This is a genomic window from Gaoshiqia sp. US2 (genome assembly GCF_059705485.1).
Genome location: NZ_AP048550.1, coordinates 4,046,748 through 4,072,744, shown reverse-complemented (window position 1 = coordinate 4,072,744; position 25,997 = coordinate 4,046,748). Strand labels below are relative to the sequence as shown.

Annotated in this window: 14 protein-coding genes; all 14 read left to right on the top strand. The window is 49.5% G+C overall.

Going from position 1 to position 25,997, the window contains the following annotated elements; genetic code table 11:
- The 14 genes from AC6H3C_RS16210 to AC6H3C_RS16145 all read left to right on the top strand — a co-directional run bounded on the left by AC6H3C_RS16210 (window position 1) and on the right by AC6H3C_RS16145 (window position 25,994).
- Window positions 1-2,664 (top strand): family 78 glycoside hydrolase catalytic domain, encoded by a 2,664-nt coding sequence (locus AC6H3C_RS16210; RefSeq protein ID WP_497516456.1) that lies wholly within the window; start codon window positions 1-3, stop codon window positions 2,662-2,664.
- A 5-nt stretch (window positions 2,665-2,669) separates the two neighbouring features.
- The gene (locus tag AC6H3C_RS16205) at window positions 2,670-3,746 is read left to right on the top strand and encodes a glycoside hydrolase family protein (RefSeq protein WP_497516455.1); all 1,077 of its coding nucleotides are present in this window, start codon (window positions 2,670-2,672) and stop codon (window positions 3,744-3,746) included.
- Window positions 3,747-3,781: 35 nt separating this feature from the next.
- A complete protein-coding gene (locus AC6H3C_RS16200; RefSeq protein WP_497516454.1) occupies window positions 3,782-4,903 on the top strand; it encodes a hypothetical protein in 1,122 nt (373 codons plus the stop codon).
- A 6-nt stretch (window positions 4,904-4,909) separates the two neighbouring features.
- Window positions 4,910-7,024, top strand: a complete 2,115-nt coding sequence (locus AC6H3C_RS16195) for a right-handed parallel beta-helix repeat-containing protein (protein WP_497516453.1) — start codon at window positions 4,910-4,912, stop codon at window positions 7,022-7,024.
- 18 nt (window positions 7,025-7,042) lie between these two features.
- A complete protein-coding gene (locus tag AC6H3C_RS16190; protein WP_497516452.1) occupies window positions 7,043-9,298 on the top strand; it encodes a glycoside hydrolase family 3 N-terminal domain-containing protein in 2,256 nt (751 codons plus the stop codon).
- A gap of 37 nt (window positions 9,299-9,335) precedes the next feature.
- The gene (locus tag AC6H3C_RS16185; RefSeq protein WP_497516451.1) at window positions 9,336-12,359 is read left to right on the top strand and encodes a glycoside hydrolase family 2 TIM barrel-domain containing protein; all 3,024 of its coding nucleotides are present in this window, start codon (window positions 9,336-9,338) and stop codon (window positions 12,357-12,359) included.
- A 21-nt stretch (window positions 12,360-12,380) separates the two neighbouring features.
- Window positions 12,381-14,432 (top strand): hypothetical protein, encoded by a 2,052-nt coding sequence (locus tag AC6H3C_RS16180; protein ID WP_497516450.1) that lies wholly within the window; start codon window positions 12,381-12,383, stop codon window positions 14,430-14,432.
- Window positions 14,433-14,458: 26 nt separating this feature from the next.
- Entirely contained in the window at window positions 14,459-15,379 is a 921-nt protein-coding gene (locus AC6H3C_RS16175; protein ID WP_497516449.1) for an alkaline phosphatase family protein, read from the top strand.
- A gap of 10 nt (window positions 15,380-15,389) precedes the next feature.
- Complete coding sequence (locus tag AC6H3C_RS16170) at window positions 15,390-17,666, top strand: DUF4091 domain-containing protein (RefSeq protein ID WP_497516447.1); 2,277 nt, start codon at window positions 15,390-15,392, stop codon at window positions 17,664-17,666.
- A gap of 16 nt (window positions 17,667-17,682) precedes the next feature.
- Window positions 17,683-19,944: a GH92 family glycosyl hydrolase gene (locus AC6H3C_RS16165; RefSeq protein ID WP_497516446.1), complete on the top strand. Its 2,262-nt coding sequence runs from the start codon at window positions 17,683-17,685 to the stop codon at window positions 19,942-19,944.
- Window positions 19,945-19,963: 19 nt separating this feature from the next.
- Complete coding sequence (locus tag AC6H3C_RS16160) at window positions 19,964-21,835, top strand: hypothetical protein (protein WP_497516444.1); 1,872 nt, start codon at window positions 19,964-19,966, stop codon at window positions 21,833-21,835.
- Window positions 21,832-22,689 (top strand): glycerophosphodiester phosphodiesterase, encoded by an 858-nt coding sequence (locus AC6H3C_RS16155; RefSeq protein ID WP_497516443.1) that lies wholly within the window; start codon window positions 21,832-21,834, stop codon window positions 22,687-22,689. Before AC6H3C_RS16160 ends, AC6H3C_RS16155 begins: the two co-directional genes overlap by 4 nt.
- A gap of 102 nt (window positions 22,690-22,791) precedes the next feature.
- Window positions 22,792-23,637: a ComEC/Rec2 family competence protein gene (locus tag AC6H3C_RS16150; RefSeq protein ID WP_497516442.1), complete on the top strand. Its 846-nt coding sequence runs from the start codon at window positions 22,792-22,794 to the stop codon at window positions 23,635-23,637.
- A 137-nt stretch (window positions 23,638-23,774) separates the two neighbouring features.
- Entirely contained in the window at window positions 23,775-25,994 is a 2,220-nt protein-coding gene (locus AC6H3C_RS16145; RefSeq protein ID WP_497516441.1) for a GH92 family glycosyl hydrolase, read from the top strand.
- Window positions 25,995-25,997 lie beyond the last annotated feature (3 nt).

The window sequence follows — 25,997 nt, the reverse complement described above, 5'->3', positions numbered from 1 at the left end:
ATGAAACCATCACTTGTATTTTGCATTGTTTTGTTTCTTTTACTGGCTGGTTGCACTCTGCCGAAAAAGGTGGCCGTTTACGACCTGACCTGTGAAAATCTTGAAAACCCGTTGGGGATTGCTACCGGCACGCCGCGTTTTGGCTGGAAAATCCGGAGCGGAATAAACGGAACGGAGCAAGCCGCTTATCAGGTGATGGTAGCCAGCGATCCCGCCTTATTGCGCAAAGGCAAGGCCGATCTTTGGGATTCGGGGAAGACGGTGTCCTCAACAAGTATTTGGGTTCCCTTTGCCGGGAAAGCCCTTGCTTCGGGAAGGCTTGCCTGGTGGAAAGTGCGTGTGTGGGACGCTGACGGGAACGCGTCGGACTGGAGCCCGCTTGCTCAGTTTAGCATTGGCTTATTGAATGACGAAGACTGGCAGGCCGACTATATTGGTTTCCCGACAGAAGCGGGTTACCGCGAATGTCCTCAGTTCCGGCAGTCCTTTCAGGCGGCAGAAAACGGTGAAAAACTTTTGCTTCATGTCAATTCGCTGGGTTATCACGAAGTTTATCTGAACGGAAAAAAGGTGGGGGAAGGTGTGCTCAGCCCGGCCGTTTCGCAGTTTGACAAACGTTCGCACACAATTACCTACGATGTTTCGCCCTTGGTGACGAAGGGCCAAAACGAGCTGTTGTTGTGGCTGGGAAGCGGTTGGTACACCGAAGGTTTGCCGGGTGTGGCCCACAACGGCCCCTTGGTAAAAGCCCAGTTGGAGCGTTTCTCCAAAGGGATTCGCGAGATTGTTCTCTTCACCGGATCAAACTGGCTTGGCCGGAAAAGCGCTTACACGCGGCAGGGCAACTGGCGGCCGCATCAGTTTGGCGGCGAAATTCTGGACGGGGCGTTGGCAAAAAGCGACTTAAGCCTTGACGATCAGCCGGAAAGAAGCTGGTCGCCTGTTACGGTCGTAGCGGTTTCCGCACGTGAGGTTAGCCCGCAAATGGTCGAGCTGAATAAGATCACCGAAATGCTGAAGCCGGTTGAAATCAGGCAGGCTGGCAAAGACACGTTTTTGATTGATATGGGTAAATGCCTGACCGGCTGGACGGAGATTCATTTCCCGAAACTGCAAAAGTCGCAGGAAATCGTGCTGGAATATGCCGATCACCTGGATAAAAACGGGAACCTGGCCAACCAGCGGCAAACCGACCGCTATATCGCCTCGGGCGACGAACCGGAAATTTTCAAAAATAAATTCAACTACCACGCTTACCGCTACCTGCGTATTTCGAATTTAACGGAGGCGCCTTCGCCCGAATCCATCACGGCTTACCTGATCCATACGGGTTACAGGCAGGCTTCCGGCTTTAGCTGCTCCGACTCCGATTTGAACCGGATTCACGACATGCTGTTTTATACACTCCGCTGCCTGAGCCTTGGCGGCGATTTGGTCGATTGTCCGCACATTGAGCGGCTGGGCTACGGCGGCGATGGAAATGCGTCCACGGTAACGGCGCAAACCATGTTCAACCTTGGCCCGCTTTACACCAACTGGCTGCAGGCCTGGGCCGATTGCGTCCGCGACGACGGCGGAATGCCGCACACCGCGCCCAATCCGTACGCTGCCGGCGGCGGCCCGTACTGGTGCGGCTTTATCATCACGGCTTCGTGGCAAACCTTCCTGAATTATGGCGACACCCTTCTCCTGGAAAAACATTACCCGGTGATGCAAAAATGGCTGGGCTATGTCGGTCAACACACCATTGACGGTTTGCTGAAACGCTGGCCTGATACCGATTACCGCGGCTGGTACCTTGGCGACTGGGCGATGCCCACCGGAATCGACCAGACTGCGGAAGCTTCGGTAAACCTGGTTAACAATTCGTTTCTGGCCGTTTGTTTGGATGATATGCAGAAAATAGCCGGGGTTCTCGGGAAACCGGAAGAGCAAAAAAAGTATGCCGCCCAAAAGGAACAACTTCAACGGAAAATTCACGAAACCTATTTTGACTGGTCGAATTTCACTTACGGAACCGGGACTCAGATCGACCTCGCTTTTCCGATGATCGCCGGAGTGGTTCCCGAAGAACAACTGGAAAATGTGAAGAAATCTCTTTTCCATGAAACGGAAGTCAACCGGAACGGGCATTTTGCCTGCGGATTGGTAGGATTGCCTGTGATCACCGAATGGGCGGTTAAAAACCAGGCTGCCGGATTGATGTATTCGATGCTGAAAAAGCGCGGGTATCCTGGTTATCTCTACATGATTGACAACGGCGCCACCACCACCTGGGAACACTGGAATGGCGACCGCAGCCGCATTCACAATTGTTACAACGGCATCGGTTCCTGGTTTTATCAGGCGGTGGGCGGAATCCGTCCGGTTGAGGATGTCCCGGGCTGGCGAAAGGTCCGCATTCTGCCGCAGATCCCCGAAGGGATAAGCTGGGCAAAAACTTTTCAGGAAACACCTTTTGGAACGCTTTCGGTGAACTGGAACCTGATTGAAAACAGGCTGGAGACGGAGCTTGAAATCCCGGTGGGAACTGAGGCGGAGGTCGTTCTTCCCGAAGGAGAGACGAAATATACTCTCGATGGCGTCGAAAAAGAGCTTCAACAAAAAGAAGTGACCGGTGTGGTACTGAAAAGCGGGAAGTATAAAATCAGTTATAAAATTTAGCGGAGATGGTTCGGACTTTTATTTTGGTTTTTCTTTTTGCAGTTGGTTTCCGTTTTTTCCCGGCAGCGCAGGACGTTGTGCCTGAGGAAGTGATGCAGCAAATTTATGAAGAAGTAAAAACGCCTCTCAAATACGGGCTGGTATTAATTCCTGACGCAGGCAAAATGGTGGACAGTCCGAGTGTTTTTCGCTTTAAACAAGCGTGGTACATGACTTACATTGTGTTCGACGGAAAAGGCTACGAAACCTGGCTGGCCAAAAGCAGAGATTTGCTGCGTTGGGAAACGCTCGGGAAAATCATGTCGTTTACCGAAGACGGTTGGGATGCCAGTCAGAAAGCCGGGTACATCGCCTTGCAGGATGTTGAATGGGGCGGTTCGTACAAAATTCGGAAATACAACAGAAAATACTGGATGTCATACCTTGGTGGGGCAAGCAGCGGATACGAAGCCGGCGTGTTGGGCATCGGCATGGCTTTTTCGAAAAAGCTAAGCCGGCCAGGCGAGTGGCAACGGTTGGAGCAGCCGGTGATTTCGGCCAACGACGATGATGTGCGCTGGTACGACAATCAAACGATCTATAAAAGCACCGTCATTCAGGATAAACAAAAATCACTGGGCCATTCTTTTGTGATGTTTTACAATGCCAAAGGCAGCGACATAACCAACGGAAAAGCAGAAGCCGAACGGATTGTTATGGCTGTTTCGGATGATATGTTTAACTGGAAACGTTTTGGCGAGGCGCCGGTGATCGATCACCAGACCGGCATTTCGGGCGATGCGTTTATCGCCAGGATCGGCGATCTGTGGGTGATGTTTTATTTCGGCGCGTTTTGGAAACCCGGCGCGTTCGACCGTTTTGCCTGCTCGTATGATCTGGTCAACTGGACCCGCTGGGAAGGCCCCGATTTGATCAGCCCTTCAGAAGATTACGACAGCCGGTATGCACACAAACCTTTTGTGATCAACTATCAGGGCGTCGTTTATCATTTTTACTGTGCGGTAGATGAAAAAGGAAACCGGGGGATTGCCCTTGCTACCTCAACAGATCTGGGGAAAAGTAAACTTCGGTTTCTGAAGTGAATCAGATTTAAATGAACCAACTAAACCAAAATAACATGAAAAATTTTTTGACAGTTCTCATTTTTGCAGTCTTTGCAGGCATCAATGCTTTTGGCCAGACATCAGGAACGATCGTCATGGACGAAGTGGTACGGGTTCCGGCCCGGCGCGAAATCGCCTTGCCCGATATTCCCGGCTACAAAACCCTGAAGTGCGATTTCCACATTCACACCGTATTTTCGGATGGCGTGGTGTGGCCGACTTTGCGGATCGATGAGGCCTGGGAAGACGGGCTCGATGCGATTGCGATCACCGACCACATTGAAGGGCACCCGAAAAAATTGCCCGGGCAGAACCACCAGTCGTACGAAATTGCTTTGCCTGTGGCCAAAGCCAAAAACATCATCCTGGTAAAAGGCGGCGAAATCTCACGCGGCATGCCTCCCGGCCATTTAAATGCCATTTTCGTGACCGATGTCAATGCGCTGAATCTTCCCGACTGGATGGAAGCTATTGGCGAAGCGGTTCGTCAGGGAGGTTTTGTGATGTGGAACCACCCCGGATGGCGCAAACAGCAACCCGAAGTGACCCGATGGATGGCCGAACACGAAGCCATCTGGCAAAAAGGCTGGATGCACGGCATCGAAGTGTTCAACGAAATGGAATGGTACCCCGAAGCTTTGCAATGGGCGCTGGATAAAAACCTGGCTGTTATCGGAAATTCAGATATCCACGACACCTTAAAAAAGCGCTATCATACCGAACGTTTTCCAATCCGCCCGGTTACACTGGTTTTTGCCAAAGAACGCACCGAAGAATCGCTGAAAGAAGCCATGTTTGCCCGGCGCACCGCCACGCTTTTCTTCAACAAACTGGTAGGGCCCAAAGAACTGGTTGAACCCCTTGTCAAGCAGGCGATCCAGGTTTCGGAGCCTTTTTTGTACCAGGATGGCTTCATTTATTTTGAAGTGAAAAATACTTCCGACATCGAATTTACGCTCCTGAAAACCGGTAAAGACGATTCAGGCTTACCCGAAACAACGATCCTGCCGCGTCAGAGTAAAGTAATTGCGCGGGTGAAACAGGAAGCCGGGAAACTGACGACCTATTCATTTCAGCTCCAGAATGTACTGACCGGAGTAGAACAATACGGGCAACTTTCATTCACGCTGAAATAAAAAGGAATGATAAAAGGAATTCTATTTTTTCTGTTTCTTTTTCTGCTTTCCTGTTCTTTGGGCGAAAAAGAAATCGCCTTTTATGTTTCGCCGGAAGGAAATGACACGAATCCGGGCACGGTGGGGCAACCTTTTAAAAGTATAGAAAAAGCTCAGGAAGCCGTGCGAAACTATAAGCAAGGCAAGGCAAAATTGCACACTGGCACAATCACCGTCGTTTTGCGAAAAGGCATTTACCCGATTCATCAAACGATCCGGTTAACCGGCGACGACAGCGGCACAAAAAACTGTCCGGTTATTTATAGGGCGCATCCGGACGAGGAAGTCCGTTTTATAGGAGGCGAGGTGGTCAGTAATTTTCAATCGCTCAGCAACGAAACCGCCAAATCACGAATCAACAAAAATTATCACGATAAAATCCGGCAGGCCGACCTGAAGGCTTTGGGAATTTCAGATTTTGGCTCCATTAAGCCAACCGGGTTCGGGCACGATTACCAAGCTGCTAGCCTCGAGCTCTTTTTTAATGGCGAACCGATGACCCTGGCGCGTTATCCCAATGCCGGCGAGTGGATGAAAATAGTTTCGGTGCCACAATCCGGAGTGTTGGTCAATCCCGGGGAAGAGAGGGTTTCCCGTTTTGGAATTTCTTCAGGTAAACATTACGGACGGTTTGAATATAGCGGCGACCGCCCCTCTTCGTGGTTGAAGGAAAATGATGTCTGGCTGCATGGTTACTGGACCTGGGACTGGGCCGATTCATACATCAAAATCGATAAAATTGACACCCAAAAGAAAGAGTTTATCATTGCCGAACCACACCACGTTTACGGATATGTGCGCGAGCAGCGCTATTATGCGCTGAATATCCTGGAAGAGCTCGACAGCCCCGGGGAATGGTATCTCGACCGGGAAACAGGGATGTTATACTTCTGGCCACCTTCAGCGGGCGAACAGAATGTTGCGATGGTTTCGGTGCTTGAAAACCTGATGGTAAAAATGGATAGCTCGGAATATGTGAGCCTGGAAGGTATCATTTTTGAATGCTCCAGAGGCGAAGCCATCAAAATTTCAGGAGGCAGCCACAACCAGGTCAGGGGTTGCATAATCCGGAACACAGGCTCGAATGCCATCACGATTGAAAACGGCATTTTTAACGGCGTACAGGATTGCGATATTTACAATATCGGTGATGGGGGTATAATAATTCACGGCGGCGATCGGAAAACCCTCCAGCCCGGACATAATTTTGCCACTAATAACCACATCCATCATTACAGCCGCATCAACAAAACGTATCGTCCTGCCATTAATTTGCAGGGAGTGGGAAACCTGCTGTCGCACAATTACATTCACGATGCCCCGCATACCGGCGTTTTATTTGGCGGGAATGAAAACATTTTGGAATACAACGAGGTGCACAGCATTGCACAGGAAACCGGCGATGTGGGGGCGTTTTACACTGGCCGCGACTGGACCCAGCGCGGAAATAGGGTACGTTACAATTACTTTCATCATTTGTACGGTCCCGGGCATCTGGGGGTAAATGCCGTTTACCTCGACGATGCGGCCAGCGGTACCTCCATTTATGGAAATGTTTTTTACAAGGCCGGCAGCGCTGCTTTTGTAGGCGGAGGGCACGACAACAGGGTGGAAAATAATGTTTTTATCGAATGTCAGCCTTCCATTCATCTCGACGCCAGGGGGATGAACTGGGCCAGGAATTCGATGCAAAAAGGGGAAGTATGGCAAATGTACGAAAAGCTCGAAGCGGTTGAGTTTAATAAGCCTCCTTACAATGCAAAATACCCATCGCTGGCCAAACTGCTGGATTGGGGCGACCCGTGCAGCCCCAAGGGGAATGTTTTCAGAACAAACCTCAGTTACGGCGGAAAATGGAAGGATATTGACCGGGATGTTGAACAGCTGGTCATCGAAAATAATTACGTCGAACAGGAAGTCCCATCTTTTATAGATGTGAAAAACGGGAAACTATATCCGGAAAACGAGTTGATACTAAACGAATTGGGATTTCAGAAAATTCCTTTCGACAGCATCGGCTTGTACATCACCAATTACCGGAAAGCATTCCCGGAAAAGACATGCCTTTGTGACCAAAAATAAATTCAATAATAAGCCAAGATGAACAAGAATTATTTTCTCTGGATAATAATCGTGTCACTCGGATTTTTAAAGCTTTCAGCTCAGCAAAAGTATCCCTACCAAAACCCGGCGCTTCCGGCAGAGAAACGGGCCGATGACCTGATAAGCCGTATGACACTGGAAGAAAAGGTTTTCCAGTTGCAGAGCCAGATGAAATTTATGAACGAGTACAAAGACCGAGATTTTAGGGTGGGAAACGTGCGCAATATCGGGCATTTTATGCACAAAGACGCCAAATCGCCCGTTTCGGCCAGCGCTTGTGCCGGGGCGATCAATGCCGACACCCGAAAATCGATTGAGGCCAGCCGTTGGGCGATTCCTGTGCTTCAACATGGTGAGGCGCTCCACGGCGCCCAGTGGGGGAATGCCACCTGTTTCCCGCAAAGTATCGGGATGGCTGCTGCTTTTGATGATGATTTTTACTTTCAGGTAGGGCGGGCGGTCACCAAAGAGTTGCGGGCTGTGGGTGTCCGCCAGGTGTTGGCGCCTGTGGTCAATATTTCCCGCGACCCGCGTTGGGGACGCACCGAAGAAAGTTACGGCGAAGATGTATTCCTGAATTCCAGAATGGGAGTGGCTTATACCAAAGCGCTTGAACAGGGTGGGGTGATTGCCACACCCAAACATTTTGTGGATAATTACAGCGATGGGGGACACGATTCCTATGCGTCGAACAATTCGTGTAGGGTGCTCCGCGAAACTTTTCTCGAGCCATTTCGGGCTTGCTTTGTCGAAGGTGGCGCGCGTTCCGTTATGGCGGCCTACAACTCAGTGGATGGAGTCCCCTGCCACGGCAACAACGTTTTACTGAACGATATTCTGCGTGGAGAGTGGGGCTTTAAAGGCTTTGTGGTTTCGGACTATAGCGGGGTGAACGGTGTTTACAAAGTTCACCAGTTGGCCAAAAATTATTCAGATGCGCAGGCACAATGTTTCGGGGCAGGACTGGATGTCGATTTGCCAAACGGCTATCCCGATTTGGTCGGTTTGGTCAAAAACGGGCGTATTTCGGAGAAACAAATCGACCAGTCGCTTCGCCGGGTGCTGATCTGCAAATTCGATTTGGGCTTGTTTGATCAACCTTACGTGGATGCAGCGAAAGCGGATGAAATTGTGCGTTGCGCCGAACATAAAAAGTTGGCGCTGGAAGCTGCCCGTAAGGTAATGACTTTGCTGAAAAACAAAGATGGCTTGCTGCCACTTTCAGATAAACACATAAAACGGATCGGCCTGTTCGGGCCCGCTGTCAACACACTCAGTTTAGGCGACTACTCAGGCCCTTACGGCGGGTGGAAAGGCAACGATGCCCCCACGCCCTTTCAGGCTTTAACGGCGCGCTTAAAGGGAAAAGCCGAAGTTGTTTTGCACCAGGCCGGAACTGACGCGGAGTTGCTGGCGAAAACCTGCGATGTGGCCATCTTTTTTGGCTCCATCCGCGAGGGCGAAGGGCACGACCGTAGTTTGCTGGCTTTGCCGTCGAGACCGGTGAGGGCTGCCAAAAGCCTCGATAATGCTATGATTGTGGAAGATACCGAAGCCCCGGTCATCAACCTCGAACAGGAAAAAATGATCAGTGAGTTAGCTGCCAGCGGGACAAAAACGGTGGTGGTCCTCCAAAACGGTTCCACAGTGGATGTGCGGGCATGGATTGACCAGGTGGATGCCCTGCTCGAAGCCTGGTATCCCGGCGAACAGGGCGCCATGGCCATTGCTGAAACACTGTTTGGTGATCACAACCCCGGAGGCCGCCTGCCCTTTTCGTGGGCACGCCATGCAGGGCAATTGCCGATTTATTATGACATAAAACCATCGGGGCGCGATTATGTATATAATGACGATGACGGAAAGCCCATGTTTCCCTTCGGGTTCGGGCTGAGTTACACATCGTTTGAATATTCAAAGCTTGTATTGCCTTCGGAAGTCAAAAATGGTGAAACGGTTCAAGTTAAGCTCACGCTGAAAAACACCGGGGAAATGAGGGGCGATGAGGTGGTGCAGCTCTATTTGCACGATGAAATGGCTTCGGTAGTCCGCCCCATGAAGGAATTGAAAGCCTTTAAGCGGGTAACACTTGAAGCCGGCGAAAGCCGCGAAATTGTGCTTTCGCTTCCCTACCGGAGTTTTGGCTTCTGGAACCGTGAACTGAAATTTGGCGTGGAGCCCGGTGAATTCAAAGTGTTTATCGGGAAGAATGCGGCTGATACACAGTTGGAAGGTACGCTTAACGTGTTGTGAAAAATATGGACAACCAAAAGAAAAATCCAATCGCATTATGAAAAGTATACTTTGGGCTTGCGTAATCTTCTGTTTCCTCTGCTCTTGCTTTTCGGCAGGGGCTGCTATGGGCCGTATTGCCCCGCTTTATCAGGTTGAAAACGCGGTTTTGCTAAACGGAGTGTGGAAATTCAGATACATTCCATCAACCGCGATTGGCCCCGATTCGCTGTTTTATTCGGAGAACTTTGATATTTCAAAATGGGACACTATAAAAGTCCCCGGGCATTGGGAACTTCAGGGATTTGCCGAACCCCGCTACAAATCGGTGGACGAAGGTTCCGGCCTTTACCGCACCACTTTTATCGTGCCGGAATCGTTCCGCGAAAGACAGGTTTTTATTCGTTTCGAAGGCGTTCAGTATGCGTACGACCTGTATGTAAACGGCAAAAAAGCCGGAGGGTGGAGCAGTTCGTACAATGCCGCCGGTTTCAACATTACGGATTTGGTGCAGCCAGGAAAAGAAAATACGCTGGCGGTAAGGGTTACAACCCGTTCCAAAGGGTATGAGTTCGATCTCAACGACTGCTGGGCATTGTCGGGTATTTTCCGGGATGTGATTCTGTTTAGCACGCCGGATTTGTATATCGATGATGTTACAGTCCGGACTTTTTTGAACAACGACCGGTCGGCCAACATAAAAATCAACGTCAAACTTCAGGATGAGAAAAAAGAAATTTCAGGAAGTTATTTATTGAAGGCGATATTGAATTCTCCGGATGGAAAAGTCGTTCAGGAAAAATCATGGGCGGCTCAAATCGAAAACAGTGCCGAATTGATCGTCAATTATCCTGAATTGTGGACGGCAGAAACGCCATCGCTGTATTCTCTTGCGCTTTCACTGCTGAAGGATGGAAACGAAATACAGCGAGTCAATCAAAAAGTGGGCATCCGGGAAATTGAAATTGACGGCACGGTTTTTAAGCTGAACGGAAAAGCCATCAAGTTACGCGGTGTCAACCACCACGACCTGGTGCCGGAAACCGGGCGGACACTTACCCGAAAACAAATACTCGACGACCTGTTGCTGATGAAAAGGGCGAACATCAATTTTATCCGTTGCTCGCATTACCCGTCCGACCGCCGGATGTTCGATTTGTGCGACAGTCTGGGTTTTTATGTAGTTTGCGAAGTTCCTTTCGGCTTTGGGTCGGGTAACCTGAATGACTCAACATTTCAGGATATTTTGCTGAAACGGGCCAAAGCAACCCTGTTACGCGATAAAAATCATCCTTCCGTCATTGTCTGGAGTATCGGCAACGAAAACCCGATGACACCCATCACCGAAGTGACCGGGAAATTTGTAAAACAAACCGACCCGACCCGGCCAATATGTTATCCGCAAATCGGGGCTTATTTTATTGAAAATTATTCCAATATACCTGATTTTGTTGATATTTATGCTCCCCACTACCGTGATTCCCTATGGGTAAGCAATTTTGCAAAAGAGACCAACCGCCCGGTAATAATGACCGAATATGCCCATGCGCTGGGGCTTGCTTTTGGCAACATGGCCGACATCTGGAAGGAAATGTACCGCAACGAAGCGTTTGCCGGCGGCGCAGTGTGGCATTTTCACGATCAGGGAATTTTGCGAAAAGCTGAAAAGCCGGTCGATACCAGCCAACTGGCTTACGATGTGTGGATTGATTCGCTGAATTATTATAACACCACCCTCGATGGCGCCGATGGCATTGTGTATGCCGACCGCACTCCACAAACCGACTATTGGCAGGTGCGAAAAGTGTATTCTCCGGTGCAGGTGGTTGAAAAGGAGATGAACATCATTCAGGGGAAACAGGAGCTGAATTTTACGGTTTACAACCAATACGATTTTACCGACCTGAATAAGCTGGCCGTAACCTGGGAATTGTTTCGTAACCGTGAAATGATTCAGCAGGGCGAGTTAAAAATAAATTGTGCGCCCCACGATACCGTCCGTGTTTCTATTCCCTGTACAATTGCTGAAAATCCTGAAAATGCGGTCTGGCTGCTTCGGCTCCGCTTTAACGACTTCGATGGAATACAGATGCTTGAACATACCATCCGGTTATCGACCGAGAATCAGATGAAAGCTATTCGAAACGCAATCAGGGAAGGGTTGCCTGCAAAAAACTTGAAAATCAGAAGTAAAACTGACGGAACAACTTTCAAAACAAAAGATCTTATCTGCACCATTCACAACGGGACCATGCCGGTGGCGCTTGTTTCGCGGAAACGAAAAGCAGAATTACTGAACAGCGAAATTTATGTCCGCACAGGGCGGATTCCTCAAATGGCCGATGTTACGGTCAGGGACCGGTTTTATCCCGAAACCGGCGATTATTACTGGAACCCGCATCTGCTCAAACCATCGCAGATCACCCGTTCCGAAACTAAAAACACCAAAGGTGAATATCAGGTATTGGCAAATAAAACATTCCAGAGGGGTGAACAATATCCGCGACAAAAGATAGAAGCCGGTTTTCTATATGCCCTGAAAAATAATGGGATACTGACCATTAATTATGACTTGTCACCCGAAAACTGTACCGGATTTTTTCTTGAATCCGGAGTTTCACTGATCCTGCCTGCGGCAACCGATCAGTTCTTATGGTTGGGCGACGGGCCGTATGTCTCGTATCCCGACAAAAACGAACTGAACGATTTTGGCATCCACCAGATTCATAAAGATGACCTGAATTTCAAAGGCAACAGGGCCAAGGTTGAAATTGCTGTTTTTACCGATTCTAAGGGAAACGGCGTGGTCCTGCTGGGAGATCAGAAAAATGTTTCAGTCGAGCTGCGGGACAACCGGATTGTGGTAAGTCATAATTCAATCGTTTCAGGGGCAGGAAATAAAAAGAACATGCCCGCGGTTGTTTCGGTGGCGAACGATATTTCTTCCATCAGCGGGAAACTCGAAATTATTCCGTTGGTTGAAGGCCGTTGGCCGGAAAAGCTGAAAGAGATTTTCGGGCCGGAAGTGAAGCCCGCTGTTCCTTTCAACCCATTTTACTACAGTTACGACACCAGTTACTAAACGAAATTAAACCAAGGGAATATGAATACGATAGAAAAAACGGTTTCATTCAGACAAACCATTTGGCGGGTGGTTGCCGCCTTTTTTTTGTTTTCCTGCTCTCAGCAGACAACAAGTCCCGGAAATGAAACGGAAAAACAAACGTTGCGGCGAAGCGATAGCTTTTTCGGGCTGCATTTCGATTTTCATGCGAACAAAAACGACAGCGCTATTGGTAAAACTTTCACCGCCGAAATGATCGACAGCCTGCTGACGATGGTTCAACCCGACTATATCCAGGTCGATTGCAAGGGGCATCCCGGCATTTCGAGTTACCCGACCAGGGTGGGAAACGCGGCCCCGGGATTCGTGAAAGACCCGCTGAAAATCTGGCGCGAAGTGACCCGGAAACACCAGGTGGCCCTGTTTGTCCACTATTCGGGCGTGTGGGACGAGGCTTCGGCGGAAAAACACCCCGACTGGATGGCCCTGAATGCCGAAGGGAAAAAGATCGGTGGCAGAATGTCGGTGAAAGGCCCGTATGCAGACAGCCTGCTGATTCCGCAGTTTAAGGAACTGATTGACGAATACGACATTGACGGGTGCTGGGTCGATGGCGAATGCTGGGCGCTTCAGGCCGATTACAGCCCCGAAATGATCAAAGCTTTTCGTGCCGAAACCGGCATCCGGCAAATTCCAAAGTCATTCGCCGACCCCGGCGGCTACGAGTTTAATGAGATTAACCGGAAGGCATTCCGGCAGTATGTGGCGCATTACACGGATGAGTTGCACCGCTACAAACCCGAATTTCAGGTGACCAGCAACTGGGCGTTTTCGTCGCACATGCCCGAGCCGGTGGATATTAATATTGATTTTATTTCAGGCGATTTCAGCCATGTAAACAGCGTGTACAGCGGTCTTTTTGAGTCGCGTTGCATAGCTCCGCAGGGAAAACCCTGGGATTTGATGGCCTGGAGCTTTGCATACAATTTTAACACCGGCGTACCGGTTACAAAATCGGCGGCGCAGTTGCAGCAATTGGCAGCCACGGTGATGTCGATGGGCGGCGGTTACCAGGTTTATTTCCAACAAAACCGCGATGCTTCGCCGCAGCCCTGGCAATTTGGGCTAATGAAGGAAGTGGCCGGATTTTGCCGCGAACGCCAGCCGTTCTGCCAGAATGCCCGACCGGTTCCACAGGTTGCCCTGCTTTATTCGTCTGAAAACTATAAAAAATTTACGCGCGGGATTTACCCGAATTCTTCGGTTAACGAACCGCTGCGGGGAATGCTGAACATGCTCCTCGACGGACAGAATGCCGTGGAAATTCTGATGGAACATCACCTGAAAGGAAGGATGCAGGAATATCCGCTGATTGTTATTCCCGAATGCCGTTATCTGGCGGAAGATTTTAAAGCCGAATTGCTGAGCTATGTTGAGAATGGCGGCAATTTGCTGGTGGTTGGCGCAGACGCAACAGCTTTGTTTACTGATGCCCTGCATGTTGAATTTTCGGGCACAGCCGCGATTTTGACGCAGTTTTTGGCATACGGGACCGAAATGGCAGGCATCAACACCCTGTTTCAGCCGGTTGAGTTGAAGGAGGGCGCTACGGCTTGTGGATTCCGGTATCCTGTCTCCGATTTCCGTTTTCCATCATCGCCTGCGGCTTCCGTAACTTCTTACGGGAAAGGTAAAATAGCCGGTGTTTATCTCGATATTTCAAGGAAATACAACGAAACCGCCAATCCCGTTTACCTCAATTTTGTCAACTCCATTGTTGGCGACCTTTTCCCGGAGCCGGTTGCCGGGGTAGAAGGTTCAGCCAGGGTGGTGGTTGCCGTAAATAAGTTGGGTGATCAGCTAACCGTTCACCTGATCAACAGTTCAGGCGAACATTCCAACGAAAAAGTGGCCCGTTACGATGAAATTCCGGCTGTGGGGCCCTTGTCGGTCACAATCAGGAGCGGAAAAGCGCCCGGAAAAGTGATGCTTCAGCCTGAGAATGTCGCCCTGGATTTTTCATTTTCCAGCGGTCTGGTAAAAACCACCGTTGACCGGCTTGGCATCCATTCCGTCATTGTTCTGAAATAAACCTGAAACTGAAAACATAGAAGATCATGAAAAAATATTTTTACCTGTTTATCCTGGGCATGTTGCTGATCGTGATGGCAACAGCAAACGATAGTGAGGCAGCCGGCAAAACAAAGAGAAATCCGCATGTTCTGGTGATTGGCATCGACGGGCTGGGCGCTCATGGAGTTGAGATGGCAAATACGCCGCATCTCGATGAACTGATAAAAAACGGCGCGTGGTCGCTTGAAGCCCGGACGGTGATGCCCAGTGTGAGCGGACCGGCCTGGAGTTCGATGATTACCGGCACAACCGTTGAAAGGCACGGAATCTGGAAAAACGGGTGGCGGGTTGACAATAAAATTCTGGAGCCGGTTTACAAAGGCGAACACAACATGTTTCCCACTATTTTTGGCGAAATCCGGAAAAATGATCCCGGAGCCGTCATCGGGGCGGTTTACCACTGGAAAGATTTCGGAAATTTTATCGAAAGGGATGTTTGTGATGTGAGCATTCCGTGCGAGTCGGAAGATGAAGTTACCCAAAAAGCATGCGATTTTCTGACTGAAAAACGTCCTGATTTCCTCTTTGTTCATCTCGATAACGTCGATCACGGCGGGCATCATGGGGGCTATCGTTCCGAAGAATACGTACAATCGGTTGAAAAAGCTGACAGCTTGGTCGGCGTTTTTCTGGATGCGCTCCGAAAAGCCCATATGCTGGACGAAACGGTGATTTTTATTCTGGCCGATCATGGCGGTTTTGAAAAAGGCCACGGCGGCTGCACCCCCGACGAAATGATTGTCCCTTTCTTTATTTCAGGGAAAGGAGTGAAAAAAGGATATGAGATCAATATTCCCGTTTTTACTTACGACCTGGCGCCAACGGTGGCCTGGTTGTTTGGTTTCCGTCTCAACGAATGGGTGACCGGAAAACCGCTAAGCAATGCCTTTTTGAAAAAACCATAAAACCTGCCTGATGATCAAAAAACTAATCAAACCGGCATTGTTTCTGGCAATCGGGTTCATGTGCTCAGGAGTGCAGGCCGAAGGCCTTTTATTACGTTCGGACGGGCCGTATCATATTTGGTGGGCCGGAAGTACCTGCAAGGTCATACGCGATGATCCGGTTCCGGCTAAAAAAGGAAAAATCATTCTTCAGGCGGCCAGAAATGAATTCGAAAGTTTCCAACTGGTTTTGTCTCCTAATACTGATATCGGGGACATTTCGGTTTCGGCAACTGCTTTTTCAAATAAAAACGGGCAGGTAATTCCTGCCGCGAACATCAGCATCCGAAAAGTGGAATATGTTCACATTACCAAACCGTCGGGTATCCGTCACCAAGCCGGATGGTACCCCGACCCGCTGCCTTTGCTCGAAAAACCGTTCCGTGCAAAAGCGGGGGTTCACGCGCCAATACTGATCTCGGTTAAGGTGCCGAAAAACGCGGCTCCCGGGATTTATTACGCCCAAATCAGCCTGAAATCGGCTGTCTGGGAAACAGCTGTTCCGGTCGAGCTGAAGGTTTGGGATTTTGCACTGCCCGATGTGCCGAACATGCGTTCCGCTTTCGGGTTATATTCCGACCATATCAGCGCGTACCACAACCTCAGCAATAATGAAGAACTGAAACAGGTGCTGGATTTATATTATCAATCGTTCCGGGATTACCGGATCTCACCACAACAGTTTTTCGATCAGTATCCTATCGAAAAAACGGTGACAGGCGTTTGGTGGACGGGGGGCACATTCGATCCCGATACGGTTTTTGCGGGCAACTATTCGTACCAGGTAACCGGCAATAAACCCGGCGCCCCTGCCGAACTTATCGAAGTAAATCCTGAAAAACCCTATTGGGTGAAATGGCAAGCCAAAACACTCGACAAAAACCAGGAATATCTGGTAACCGTTAAAAGTTACACCGCTGATAAAAAAGTCATTCCCTGGCAGCTTCAGGGGATGTTTTACACCGGCAGCACCCGGTGGAAAAAAGATAGCCTCTTCCTTGATCCGGTAAACCCGCTCGTTTACGAAGATATGGTTTTGTCGCGCCCGATGCCTAAAAACACCCGCTATGTCAGTGTCCAGATTTTTTCTGTAAAACCGGATGACAACGGCAGCAAAAGCGGAATCGCCTGGTTCGACAATGTGCAGTTTGTTGATGTTGCAACCGGAAAGAACCTTTTGCCCAAAGGCGATTTTGAACAAAATATCGATGATTTGCGGCTGGAAATTGATTTTTCTGAATTCGACGTCGCCGCCCGGAAATACCTGGATGAATTTGGGTTTACCGGCTTTCGGGTTAAAATTCCTGAACTGAGGCCGGGGCCGTTTATCAACCGGAAAACCGGTTGGTTTAGCGGTTTTGTCAATGGCACCGCCGAATATGAAAAATTGATCACGCTTTACCTGAAAGGCTTTCAGGATCATTTGGAAGCCAATGGCTGGCTGGGGAAAGAATACCTGTATTGGGTTGACGAACCCAAACACGAAGACTACGATTTTGTGCGCGAAGGGATGGAAACGATTCACAAAGCCGCGTCCAAACTGACCCGCCTGATCACCGAAAACAACCCCGGGCCTGAAATTATGGATGTGACTGAAATTGGCTGTCCGGTATTAGCCAAGTTTGATCCTGAAAAGTCGGAAGCATGGATTGCCAAAGGAAGGCAAATGTGGTCGTACCTGATGACCTGGCCCAAAGCGCCGCATGTCAACCTGTTTATCGACTCGGATGCCATTAACCTGCGGATGTGGTTGTGGATGTCGTACCGTTATCAACTGACCGGCATTTTGGTTTGGAGTTCGAATGTTTGGAATACTAAAAGCTGCTCGCCACCGGGAGTTTTGCAAAATATCTGGGACGATCCGATGACCTACATGAGCGGCAGCCTCACAACACCGGGAGCTGCAGCGGAATACGGCAACGGCGACGGCATGTTCTTTTATCCGCCCAACCGCGACCCGAACAACGACAAAACAAAATACCTGACCGGACCGGTCCCCTCGCTCAGGCTGGAAATTATGCGCGAGGGAATCGATGACTACGATTACATGATGTTACTGGAAGATTGCATCAGAAATGCCCGGCCCGATCAGCAAAATCTGGTCAAGAAAGCAAAGCAGGTGTTGAACTTCGGCTCCGAAGTATTTGTAACCGAAAAGGAATACACTAAAAACCCGGAGATATTGGTAAAATACCGGCAACAAATGGGCAACCTGCTCAGCGAATTCAATAAAAATAACAGAACCTAAACTTAAACTACCTGATATGAAAAACCTGCGAAAGAACCGGAAATTACTTTTTATACTCTGTGTTGCGTGCTTTTCCTGTAATGAATCCGAAAAGCGCCCGGTCGATTACGTCGATCCGTTTATCTGCACGCAGGGCGATCACGGCCATTGGCTGCCGGCGGCGCTGGTTCCTTTCGGCCTGGTGGAGCTTTGCCCCGACACATACCCGGGAAGCCTCACTGCCGACGGCGACTTCGCCCACTCGGGCTACGACTATTCCGATAGTCAGGTGCGCGGGTTCAGCCATATGCACCGTGGAAGTTCGGGCGGCGGAAGCATTCACGACCGCGCCGGATTGATTTCGCTGGTCCCGTTTTCCCACGCTCCGGCCGATACCTTTTTCGTGAACCCGGTGCTCGACATCGATAAAAAAAAGGAAACAGCCTCGGCCGGCTATTATCGCGTTCATCTCACACAGGACGATATTCTGGCCGAATTGACAGCCACCGGAAGGGTAGGGGTACACCGTTATACTTTTCAGAAACAGGAACCCGCCAAGATATTCCTGAACAGCGGTAAAAGAGGGCAGGCCATTTCGTGTATACTGGTGTCGCCGTCGCGCATTGAAGGATCAGTTGGCAACCGGTATTTTGTGGCCGAATTCGATGCTCCGGTATTGAAAACATCCGTATGGACCGGTTCGCAGCTCGAAGATGGAAAAACAACCGGAACGCAGGCCGGGGGTGGATTGGTGTGCGAGTTTGGCGAACTGAAAAACAAAACCCTTCAGGTAAAAGTGGGGCTTTCGCTCACCTCCATTGAAGCGGCTGTCAAAAACCTGGAAGCCGAATGTTCCGGTTGGGATTTTGAAGAAACACGCCAAAAAGCTGAAACAGCCTGGAACGATATCCTTTCCGGTATTCAGGTTTCGGGGAAAAATGAGGAAGACAAAACCATTTTTTACACAGCCCTGTACCATACCTGCTTTTTGCCCCAGATTGTCGGCGACGTGGACGGGCTTTATCCCGGACTCGACCAGCAGATTCACCAGGCAGAAGGTTACAATTTTTACAACAACTATGCTTTCTGGGATTCGTTCCGCACCAAATACCCGCTTTACAGCTTGTGGATTCCCGGTGTTTACCGCGACATCGCCAAATCACTGCGCGATATTTACGAACAGGCCGGGAGTTGGGACCCGTTCCCCGACAACGACCATCCGCCTCACGGTTTTTGTTACACAGTGAGGGGCAAAGATGGTTATCAGCCTTTTTCGACCTGCCGCCACGAGCACATGCTGATGGTGATGGCTGATGCTTATGTGAAAGGATTGTTCGACTTTTCGCTGGAATCGGTGTACCCGCACATGAAACACGAGGCCATGATCCAGATGCCCGAAAAATACGATACCATTGGTTTTATTCCGGCCCGGCCCGACCAAACCGGCGAATATTCGTGGGATAACTGGTGCATGGCGCAAATGGGCAAAGAATTGGGAAAAGAAGATGATTATGCGTATTTTATGAAACGTTCGGAATATTGGCGAAATACCTGGGACCCGTCCATCCGTTATTTCCGGGCGCGGGCTGCCGACGGAACCTGGTTGGACTTTCCGGACGACCCGACCGAAAACCGCGAAAAATATACCTACGAAGGGAGTAAATGGCACTGGCGCTGGAACATTGTACACGATATTCCTTCACTAATAGGCTATTTTGGCGGCAAAGAAGCTTTTCTGAACGAACTGCAATATTTTTTCGATAACGATTTGTACACGGCAGGCAACCAGATCGACTTACATGCTCCCTATCTTTTCAACATGGCCGGCGCCCCGTGGTTAACGCAAAAGTGGGTGCGAAAAATCCTGACCGAACCCATCGTTCAAAAATACGGCACACACAATTTTTTCCCGGAACCTATTTTCGACCGGGTGTACAAAGCCACGCCCGACGGCTACCTCGAAGAAATGGATTGCGACTATGGCTGTATGGCGGCATGGTACAACCTGAGCGCCATGGGGCTTTACCAGGTTTGTCCGGGCAACCCTGTTTATCAGCTTACTGCTCCCATTTTTGATGAGGTAAAAATTCGCCTCGACGACAAAATTTACCCCGGAAAATTTTTTGTCATCAACGCGCATAAGCTGAGCAAAGAAAATATTTACATTCAGTCGGCAACATTGAACGGAAAAACATTGAACCGTGCGTGGATAAAACACGATGAGATAGTCAACGGCGGCAATCTGGTCTTTGAAATGGGAAGCCAGGCGAATAAAGCATGGGGTATTGCCGACGAATAACGGATAAAAGAATCGGATTATGACAAAGCCATTTACCCGGAGATCATTTGTAACTACCACCCTTACAGGGATGGGGGTGCTTGCCGTGAGCAATCCGCTTTTTCAGTGTACGAAAATAGAACGAACATCTTCCGGAAGTACGGGGAAAAAGCAGTTGTTTGCAACGACCGATTATTTCGACAATGTTCTCATCAATCACCGGGGGAGCCGCTATGATGCGCCTGTTACGCGCGATGACGATTATTATAAAAACAACCGGTGTTTTATGAACCGGCAACAGTTGGATGAGCTCCATAAACTTCTGGCTTCGGTGGGGGTAACGCGCCACCAATGGATTTTCGACATCATCTGGACTCTTTATGAAGATTATCCGCACGGCTTTGATTTACTAAAGGAAGCGGCGGCTTCGGCCCATCGGCATGGTATCGAATTCTATGCCGTAATCAAACCTTTTGAAGGCGGCGTTTTTGGTCCTATTTTGCCTCACACGATGCCTTGTCCTGAGGGAGTTGCCCTTCGCGATTTGCGCGGTATTTTCCCGATGCCCCGTCCTTTTTTGGCCAACAACCCGACCATGTGCCTGAAACGCAAGGCAGGGACGTATGAATACTCCGGGCCGGTTGCGGCTATTCGTCTGGTAAAAAGCGACGACCGCCCGACGCGGGTAAAAGCCGAACATCTTTCCATCCTGACAAGCCCCACGAACAACCAGTTTATTCCGTACAACGGGCCGGTTGAATTCCGCGAGACCATTGAACCGCGTTACCGTTTTCCGTACTGGCGAAAATGCCGCGTTCTTCATCTCGAAAACCTGGAGATTCCCCGCGGCCATAAATACATTTTAATTCGCTGTTCGTTGGCCGACGAAAATGCTGACTTCAGTAACGAAAAAGGAACCATCATTGAACTGATTGGGATCGACGGGGAAATTATGCCGAACACCTTCAGTACCGGCCCTGTCAGCTTGGACAAACACGCCGATTTTTATCAGTCGAAACTACAAATGCAGCTTGTCCGTTATCTGAAGCGACCCGAAGTTCAGGCTGAAATGAACGACCCGCAAAAAATGCAGGAACATTATCGCGATTTTTACAGTTTTGGCGAGTACAATCCCGGCGACTGGATCAGTCTGGATAAGGAAGGGGCTGTTGCGGTGGCTTGCGGAAAACCGGACTATTTGATGGGAATTCTGAGCCCCGTTTATCCTGAAGTTCGGGCGCATTGGCTCGATCTGGTGCGTTTTTGCCTCGACCGGGGCGTGGACGGGATCAACCTGCGAATTTCAAACCATACTTTTTCTACCGAATCGTGGGAATATGGCTTCAATGAATCTGTGTTGGAAGCAACCGGGGGCAAAACCGATTTTCATTCGGTGAGCCGGGTAAATGGCAATGCGTATTCTGGGTTTTTGGAAGAAGTCCGCAAAATGGTAAAAGACCGAAAAAAATCGCTGGCAATCCATTTGGAAACGAATTTGCTGAGCCCCGACGACCGTGGCAAAATAAGTTCGTATCCCTATAATTTTGACTGGCAGTGGGAAAAATGGGTGAAAGAAATTGGCGATGAGCTTGAAATCCGCGGGGTATTTCAGGTTCGCCCGTGGAACCTGCAAAAAGCAATTGATACGTTCAGCGCAGCAACCAGGGCTGTCGGCAAACCACTGTATTTACAGGGCGATTTTCACGGGATGGCCTTTGAAGGGCCATTTGACAGCATCAAAGCGGAAACCGATATGGTAACCAATCATCGCGGTCTGGACGGCTATGTTTTTTACGAAACGGCCAACATCACCCGGATCAATGACGAAGGCGAGGTGGAAGGAAGCCCGGAAGCCGTCGAATTATTAACGCAATTTTCCGGAATAAAAAACAATAAAAATCAGTCGGAATGAAAATGAAGATAAAAACACAAATGGCATTCCTATTCGTCCTTTTCATCTTTTGCGGATGCCAGACAGCTAAAAAAGCAGAGCTGGTTGTTGAACTCCCGGAACGTGGTTTGTGTGCTCATCGCGGGGCGATGGAAACCCATCCCGAAAATACCATTCCGGCATTTCGTGCTGCCGTGGAGGCCGGCGCTCATATGATTGAATTTGATGTACACCTGACCAAAGACAAACAAATGGTGGTGATTCACGATTCAAATGTTAACCGCACCACCAACGGAAAAGGGAAAGTGTCGGAACTCACTTTTGATGAAGTCAGGAAACTGGATGCCGGAAGCTGGAAAAGCGCGGAATTTACAGGCTTGCAAATCCCGACGCCGGAAGAAGTGTTGAACGAGATGCCGCACAATGTCTGGATCAATATCCACATCAAAGGAGCGGGCGAACTACCGGTAATGATTGCCACGCTGGTTGAATCGCAGGGCCGGCTGCACCAGGCTTTTCTGGCTTGCAGCGCCGAAGCTGCCCGCCTGGCAAAAGAAGCCGTTCCCGGAATAAAGATTTGCAACATGGATCGGCAGGAGTCGGCCGAAGAATATGTTGCTACCACCATCAGCGTCCGTTCCGATTTTATTCAACTTCTCAGGAAATCACCCTATGACGATTTTGCCGGAAGTATTAAGTCTCTGAAAGAGAATGGAATCAAGATCAATTATTATGGAACCGATTCGCCCGAAGAACTAAAAATGTTATTTGACTCAGGGGTCGATTTTCCATTGGTGAACAACATGGTACAAACGATTAATGCGGCACGCGAACTGGGTATTGAGCCGTTAAAACCGATTTTTTTACCGAAATAATATTTCTAAACAAATCAGACATGAGAAAAAAAATGACAATCCGGGCCCTGTTTCTTGTGATGCTTTGCGGGTTTTCTCTGCCGGGTTTAAGCCAGCTTCAAGTTGATGATCAACTTCCTTTTAACCGGGATTACCGAAGTCGGAACAAATATTCCCTTTGATAAAATTGTGGACCGCAACTGGCCTGCTTACGATTATCCCAAACCGTTAAAGGCTGATTATATCGACAATTACATCCGTTTTGTAAAGTGGAATGTCGAACACAAAGGGACTCAGGCCGAACAATTCCGGGTGGGTGCAAACGACCAGTTTGTTTTGTTGAAAGACCCGGAGAAATTCAACAATTTTGAAATCCGCAACCTGGCGTCCAACCGGCAGGTTTGGACCGGAGTGGGGAATAATGTGCGAAACCATTTTCCCCCGCTGGAATCGCTTCCCGAAAACCAATATCCCGGAGAAAACGCTTGCAGCAGCGCCTTTCGCCTGTCTTACGGGAAATTTGATTATTTCAATGGCGGCGATCTGACAACCGGGGCGCCGGGTTCGTGGCAGGATATTGAAACGCCTGTGGGACTGGTTACCGGCCCGGTTGAGGTTTGCATTGCGAACCACCATGCTTATTACGATGCGATGGGTGTTCCGTTTTTGCAAGCTGTCCGTCCGCGTGTGCACATCATTCAGGTGTGGGCGCCCAGCCATCCGTCGCCTTCCGTGTTGGCGCGTATGATGTCAACCTGGACCTATCCCGGCCCCCGCGATATTTTTGCCACCAATACGATGGAAGAAACCCGCGTGGTATCTGGCCGGATGGATGACCTGAAAAGCCAGCAAGGGCATATCGTGGTACGGGTCAGTCCGGGAGGAGAAGAATATATGATTTATATTCTGGATGACTCGGCAGAAAATTTTAAGGTAACGGCCATTCATGGCCCATACAGCTGCGAATGAGAGATTTACAACTTGTGTTAATTGAACTGTCATGCCGAACTTGTTTCGGCATCTCATGATAAATGAGACCCTGAAACAAGTTCAGGGTGACGTGTTCAGTATCAGATCATGTTGACTTCATATTAAACCAACCAACTATGACAAAAAAGATCTTACAAATAGGCTTTCTGGCTTTTCTGGCCGGGACCGTTTCGTGCTCAAAAAACACACAAACAGCAAGTTTTGACCCGCTGAAATACGTCGATCCGTTTATTTGTACCGAAGGCGACAACGGGCAGTTGTATCCCGGCGCGAGCTACCCGTTCGGACTGGTGCAGCTTTCGCCCGAAACCGAAGGCGATTCGCATGTCGGATATTATTACGAGGATGAATACATTGAAGGGTTTTCGCACCTTCGCATTCCAGGCGGCGGCTCGCAGGGCAAAGGCGGCGGCCTGCTTATTAAACCCGGGATCGGAAAATTCACGTCTAAAATCAATGAATTTCGTGAGAAGTACATCAAATCGGAGGAAGAGGCTTCCGCAGGATATTATAAACTGGTGTTGGAGTCGGGTGTGAAAGCCGAACTCACAGTTTCCGAACGGGTGGGTTTTCATCGTTATACGTTTCCCGAAGAAAGGAAAAACGACCGCTACCTGGTGGTGGAATTGTCTCACAGCTACGTGGGGATGCTCGACGCCAGACTGAACATAAAAAGCAATCGCGAAATCACCGGGATGATCAAGTCGCTCCACAACCGGGGAGGCGGCTATCACCAACTGTATTTTGCTATTGTTGCAGATGTTCCATTCGAATCGTTTACCAGTTGGCAAGGCGATGAAAATGGCGACTTGCCTGTTCGTGAAGGAAACGATATTGGCGTCTGGCTGAATTTTTCAGGAAACGAAAAAAATACGGTACAACTGAAAGTAGGCTTGTCGCCTGTAAGCGAAGAACTGGCCATGTTGCATGCCTCCACCGAAATAAACCACTGGGATTTCGATAAAACCAGGGAACACACGGCTTCGGTGTGGCGCGAAAAACTGTCGAAAATAGAAGTAAAAGGCGGTTCCGACGAATTTAAAACCATTTTTTACACCCATTTGTACCACTCGTATCTGGTTCCTAATAACGCTACCTCAATAACCGGACTTTACCGTGCGGCCAATCAGCCTGCTTCATTGTACGACACGAAACAAACGGCCCCCGATTTTACCTACTACTGCACCTGGAGCCTGTGGGACGACTTCCGTAAATATTCGCTGGTGTCGCTCATGGAGCCGCAGATTGCGAAGAACATCGCCCGCTCTTTGGTCGATCATTACAAACACCGGGCAGGCGGCGACCGTCAGTACTGGCCAACGCCCAATATCCGCATGGAATTTGCCGGTGCGGTCATCATAGATGCCTGGAACAAAGGCCTGGCTGATTTTGATGCCGAAGTTGCCTTTCGCGGGATGAAAGAAGATTTTGAAAAAGGCGGCGTCAAAAACCTGAGCGACCAACTGGAAAGTGACTACCATGCCTATTTTGCACTGGAAATGGCCAAAGCCCTGGGAAAAGACAACGAGGCGAAAAGCCTGAAAGAAGCCGCCCTTCAGTATAAAAAACTGTGGTGTGCCGGACAAAAGGACAACCAGGGCCATGTGCGCGGCTTTTTTACCCCCGAAGGAAAACCGGTTGACGATGTGGAAGTGATTGACAAATACACTTACGAAGGCAACCTCTGGCATTACCGCTGGTTTGTGCTGCACGATGCGGATGGCTTTATCGAACTGGCCGGGGGAAAAGAAAAAGTGGCCGACGATCTGGGGTATTTTTTTGAAAACGACTTTTACATGGCTTTGAACGAGCCGGATATTCAGGCGCCATTTCTGTTTAATTTTCTGGGGAAACCCTACCTGACGCAAAAATGGGCGCGCACATTCACCACGAAAGAGGTTGTTCAGTTGTACCACAACCACGGGCCGTTTGACGAACCGGTTGTTGACCGTGTTTACCGCGCCGACCCGAGAGGTTACATCGAGTCGATGGACGACGACGCCGGGGCGATGGCTTCGTGGTTTGTGATGAGCGCGATGGGCCTGTTCCCGTACGACCCCGTGCAACCCGTCTACCTGATTGGTTCGCCCATTTTCCCAGAACTGACCCTTCATTTCGACAACGGTAAAAGTTTCACCATCGTTGCCAACAAGGTGAGCGAAGATAATTTTTACATTCAGTCGGCCAAACTGAACGGGAACCCATTTGATGAGCCGTGGATTGACTACCAAACACTGACGGCGGGCGGAACGCTCGAATTTGAAATGGGCGACCAGCCCAATAAAGAATGGGGGAGTAACCCGTCCAGCAGGCCGCCTTCGGTAAGTAACGATTAATTT

Excerpts from the sequence above, each read along its gene's own strand:
- AC6H3C_RS16160 (WP_497516444.1), top strand. The coding sequence starts at position 19,964 with ATGACAAAGCCATTTACCCGGAGATCATTTGTAACTACCACCCTTACA.
- AC6H3C_RS16185 (WP_497516451.1), top strand. The coding sequence starts at position 9,336 with ATGAAAAGTATACTTTGGGCTTGCGTAATCTTCTGTTTCCTCTGCTCT.
- AC6H3C_RS16145 (WP_497516441.1), top strand. The coding sequence starts at position 23,775 with ATGACAAAAAAGATCTTACAAATAGGCTTTCTGGCTTTTCTGGCCGGG.
- AC6H3C_RS16195 (WP_497516453.1), top strand. The coding sequence starts at position 4,910 with ATGATAAAAGGAATTCTATTTTTTCTGTTTCTTTTTCTGCTTTCCTGT.
- AC6H3C_RS16200 (WP_497516454.1), top strand. The coding sequence starts at position 3,782 with ATGAAAAATTTTTTGACAGTTCTCATTTTTGCAGTCTTTGCAGGCATC.
- AC6H3C_RS16165 (WP_497516446.1), top strand. The coding sequence starts at position 17,683 with ATGAAAAACCTGCGAAAGAACCGGAAATTACTTTTTATACTCTGTGTT.
- AC6H3C_RS16190 (WP_497516452.1), top strand. The coding sequence starts at position 7,043 with ATGAACAAGAATTATTTTCTCTGGATAATAATCGTGTCACTCGGATTT.
- AC6H3C_RS16180 (WP_497516450.1), top strand. The coding sequence starts at position 12,381 with ATGAATACGATAGAAAAAACGGTTTCATTCAGACAAACCATTTGGCGG.
- AC6H3C_RS16170 (WP_497516447.1), top strand. The coding sequence starts at position 15,390 with ATGATCAAAAAACTAATCAAACCGGCATTGTTTCTGGCAATCGGGTTC.
- AC6H3C_RS16155 (WP_497516443.1), top strand. The coding sequence starts at position 21,832 with ATGAAAATGAAGATAAAAACACAAATGGCATTCCTATTCGTCCTTTTC.
- AC6H3C_RS16175 (WP_497516449.1), top strand. The coding sequence starts at position 14,459 with ATGAAAAAATATTTTTACCTGTTTATCCTGGGCATGTTGCTGATCGTG.
- AC6H3C_RS16205 (WP_497516455.1), top strand. The coding sequence starts at position 2,670 with ATGGTTCGGACTTTTATTTTGGTTTTTCTTTTTGCAGTTGGTTTCCGT.
- AC6H3C_RS16210 (WP_497516456.1), top strand. The coding sequence starts at position 1 with ATGAAACCATCACTTGTATTTTGCATTGTTTTGTTTCTTTTACTGGCT.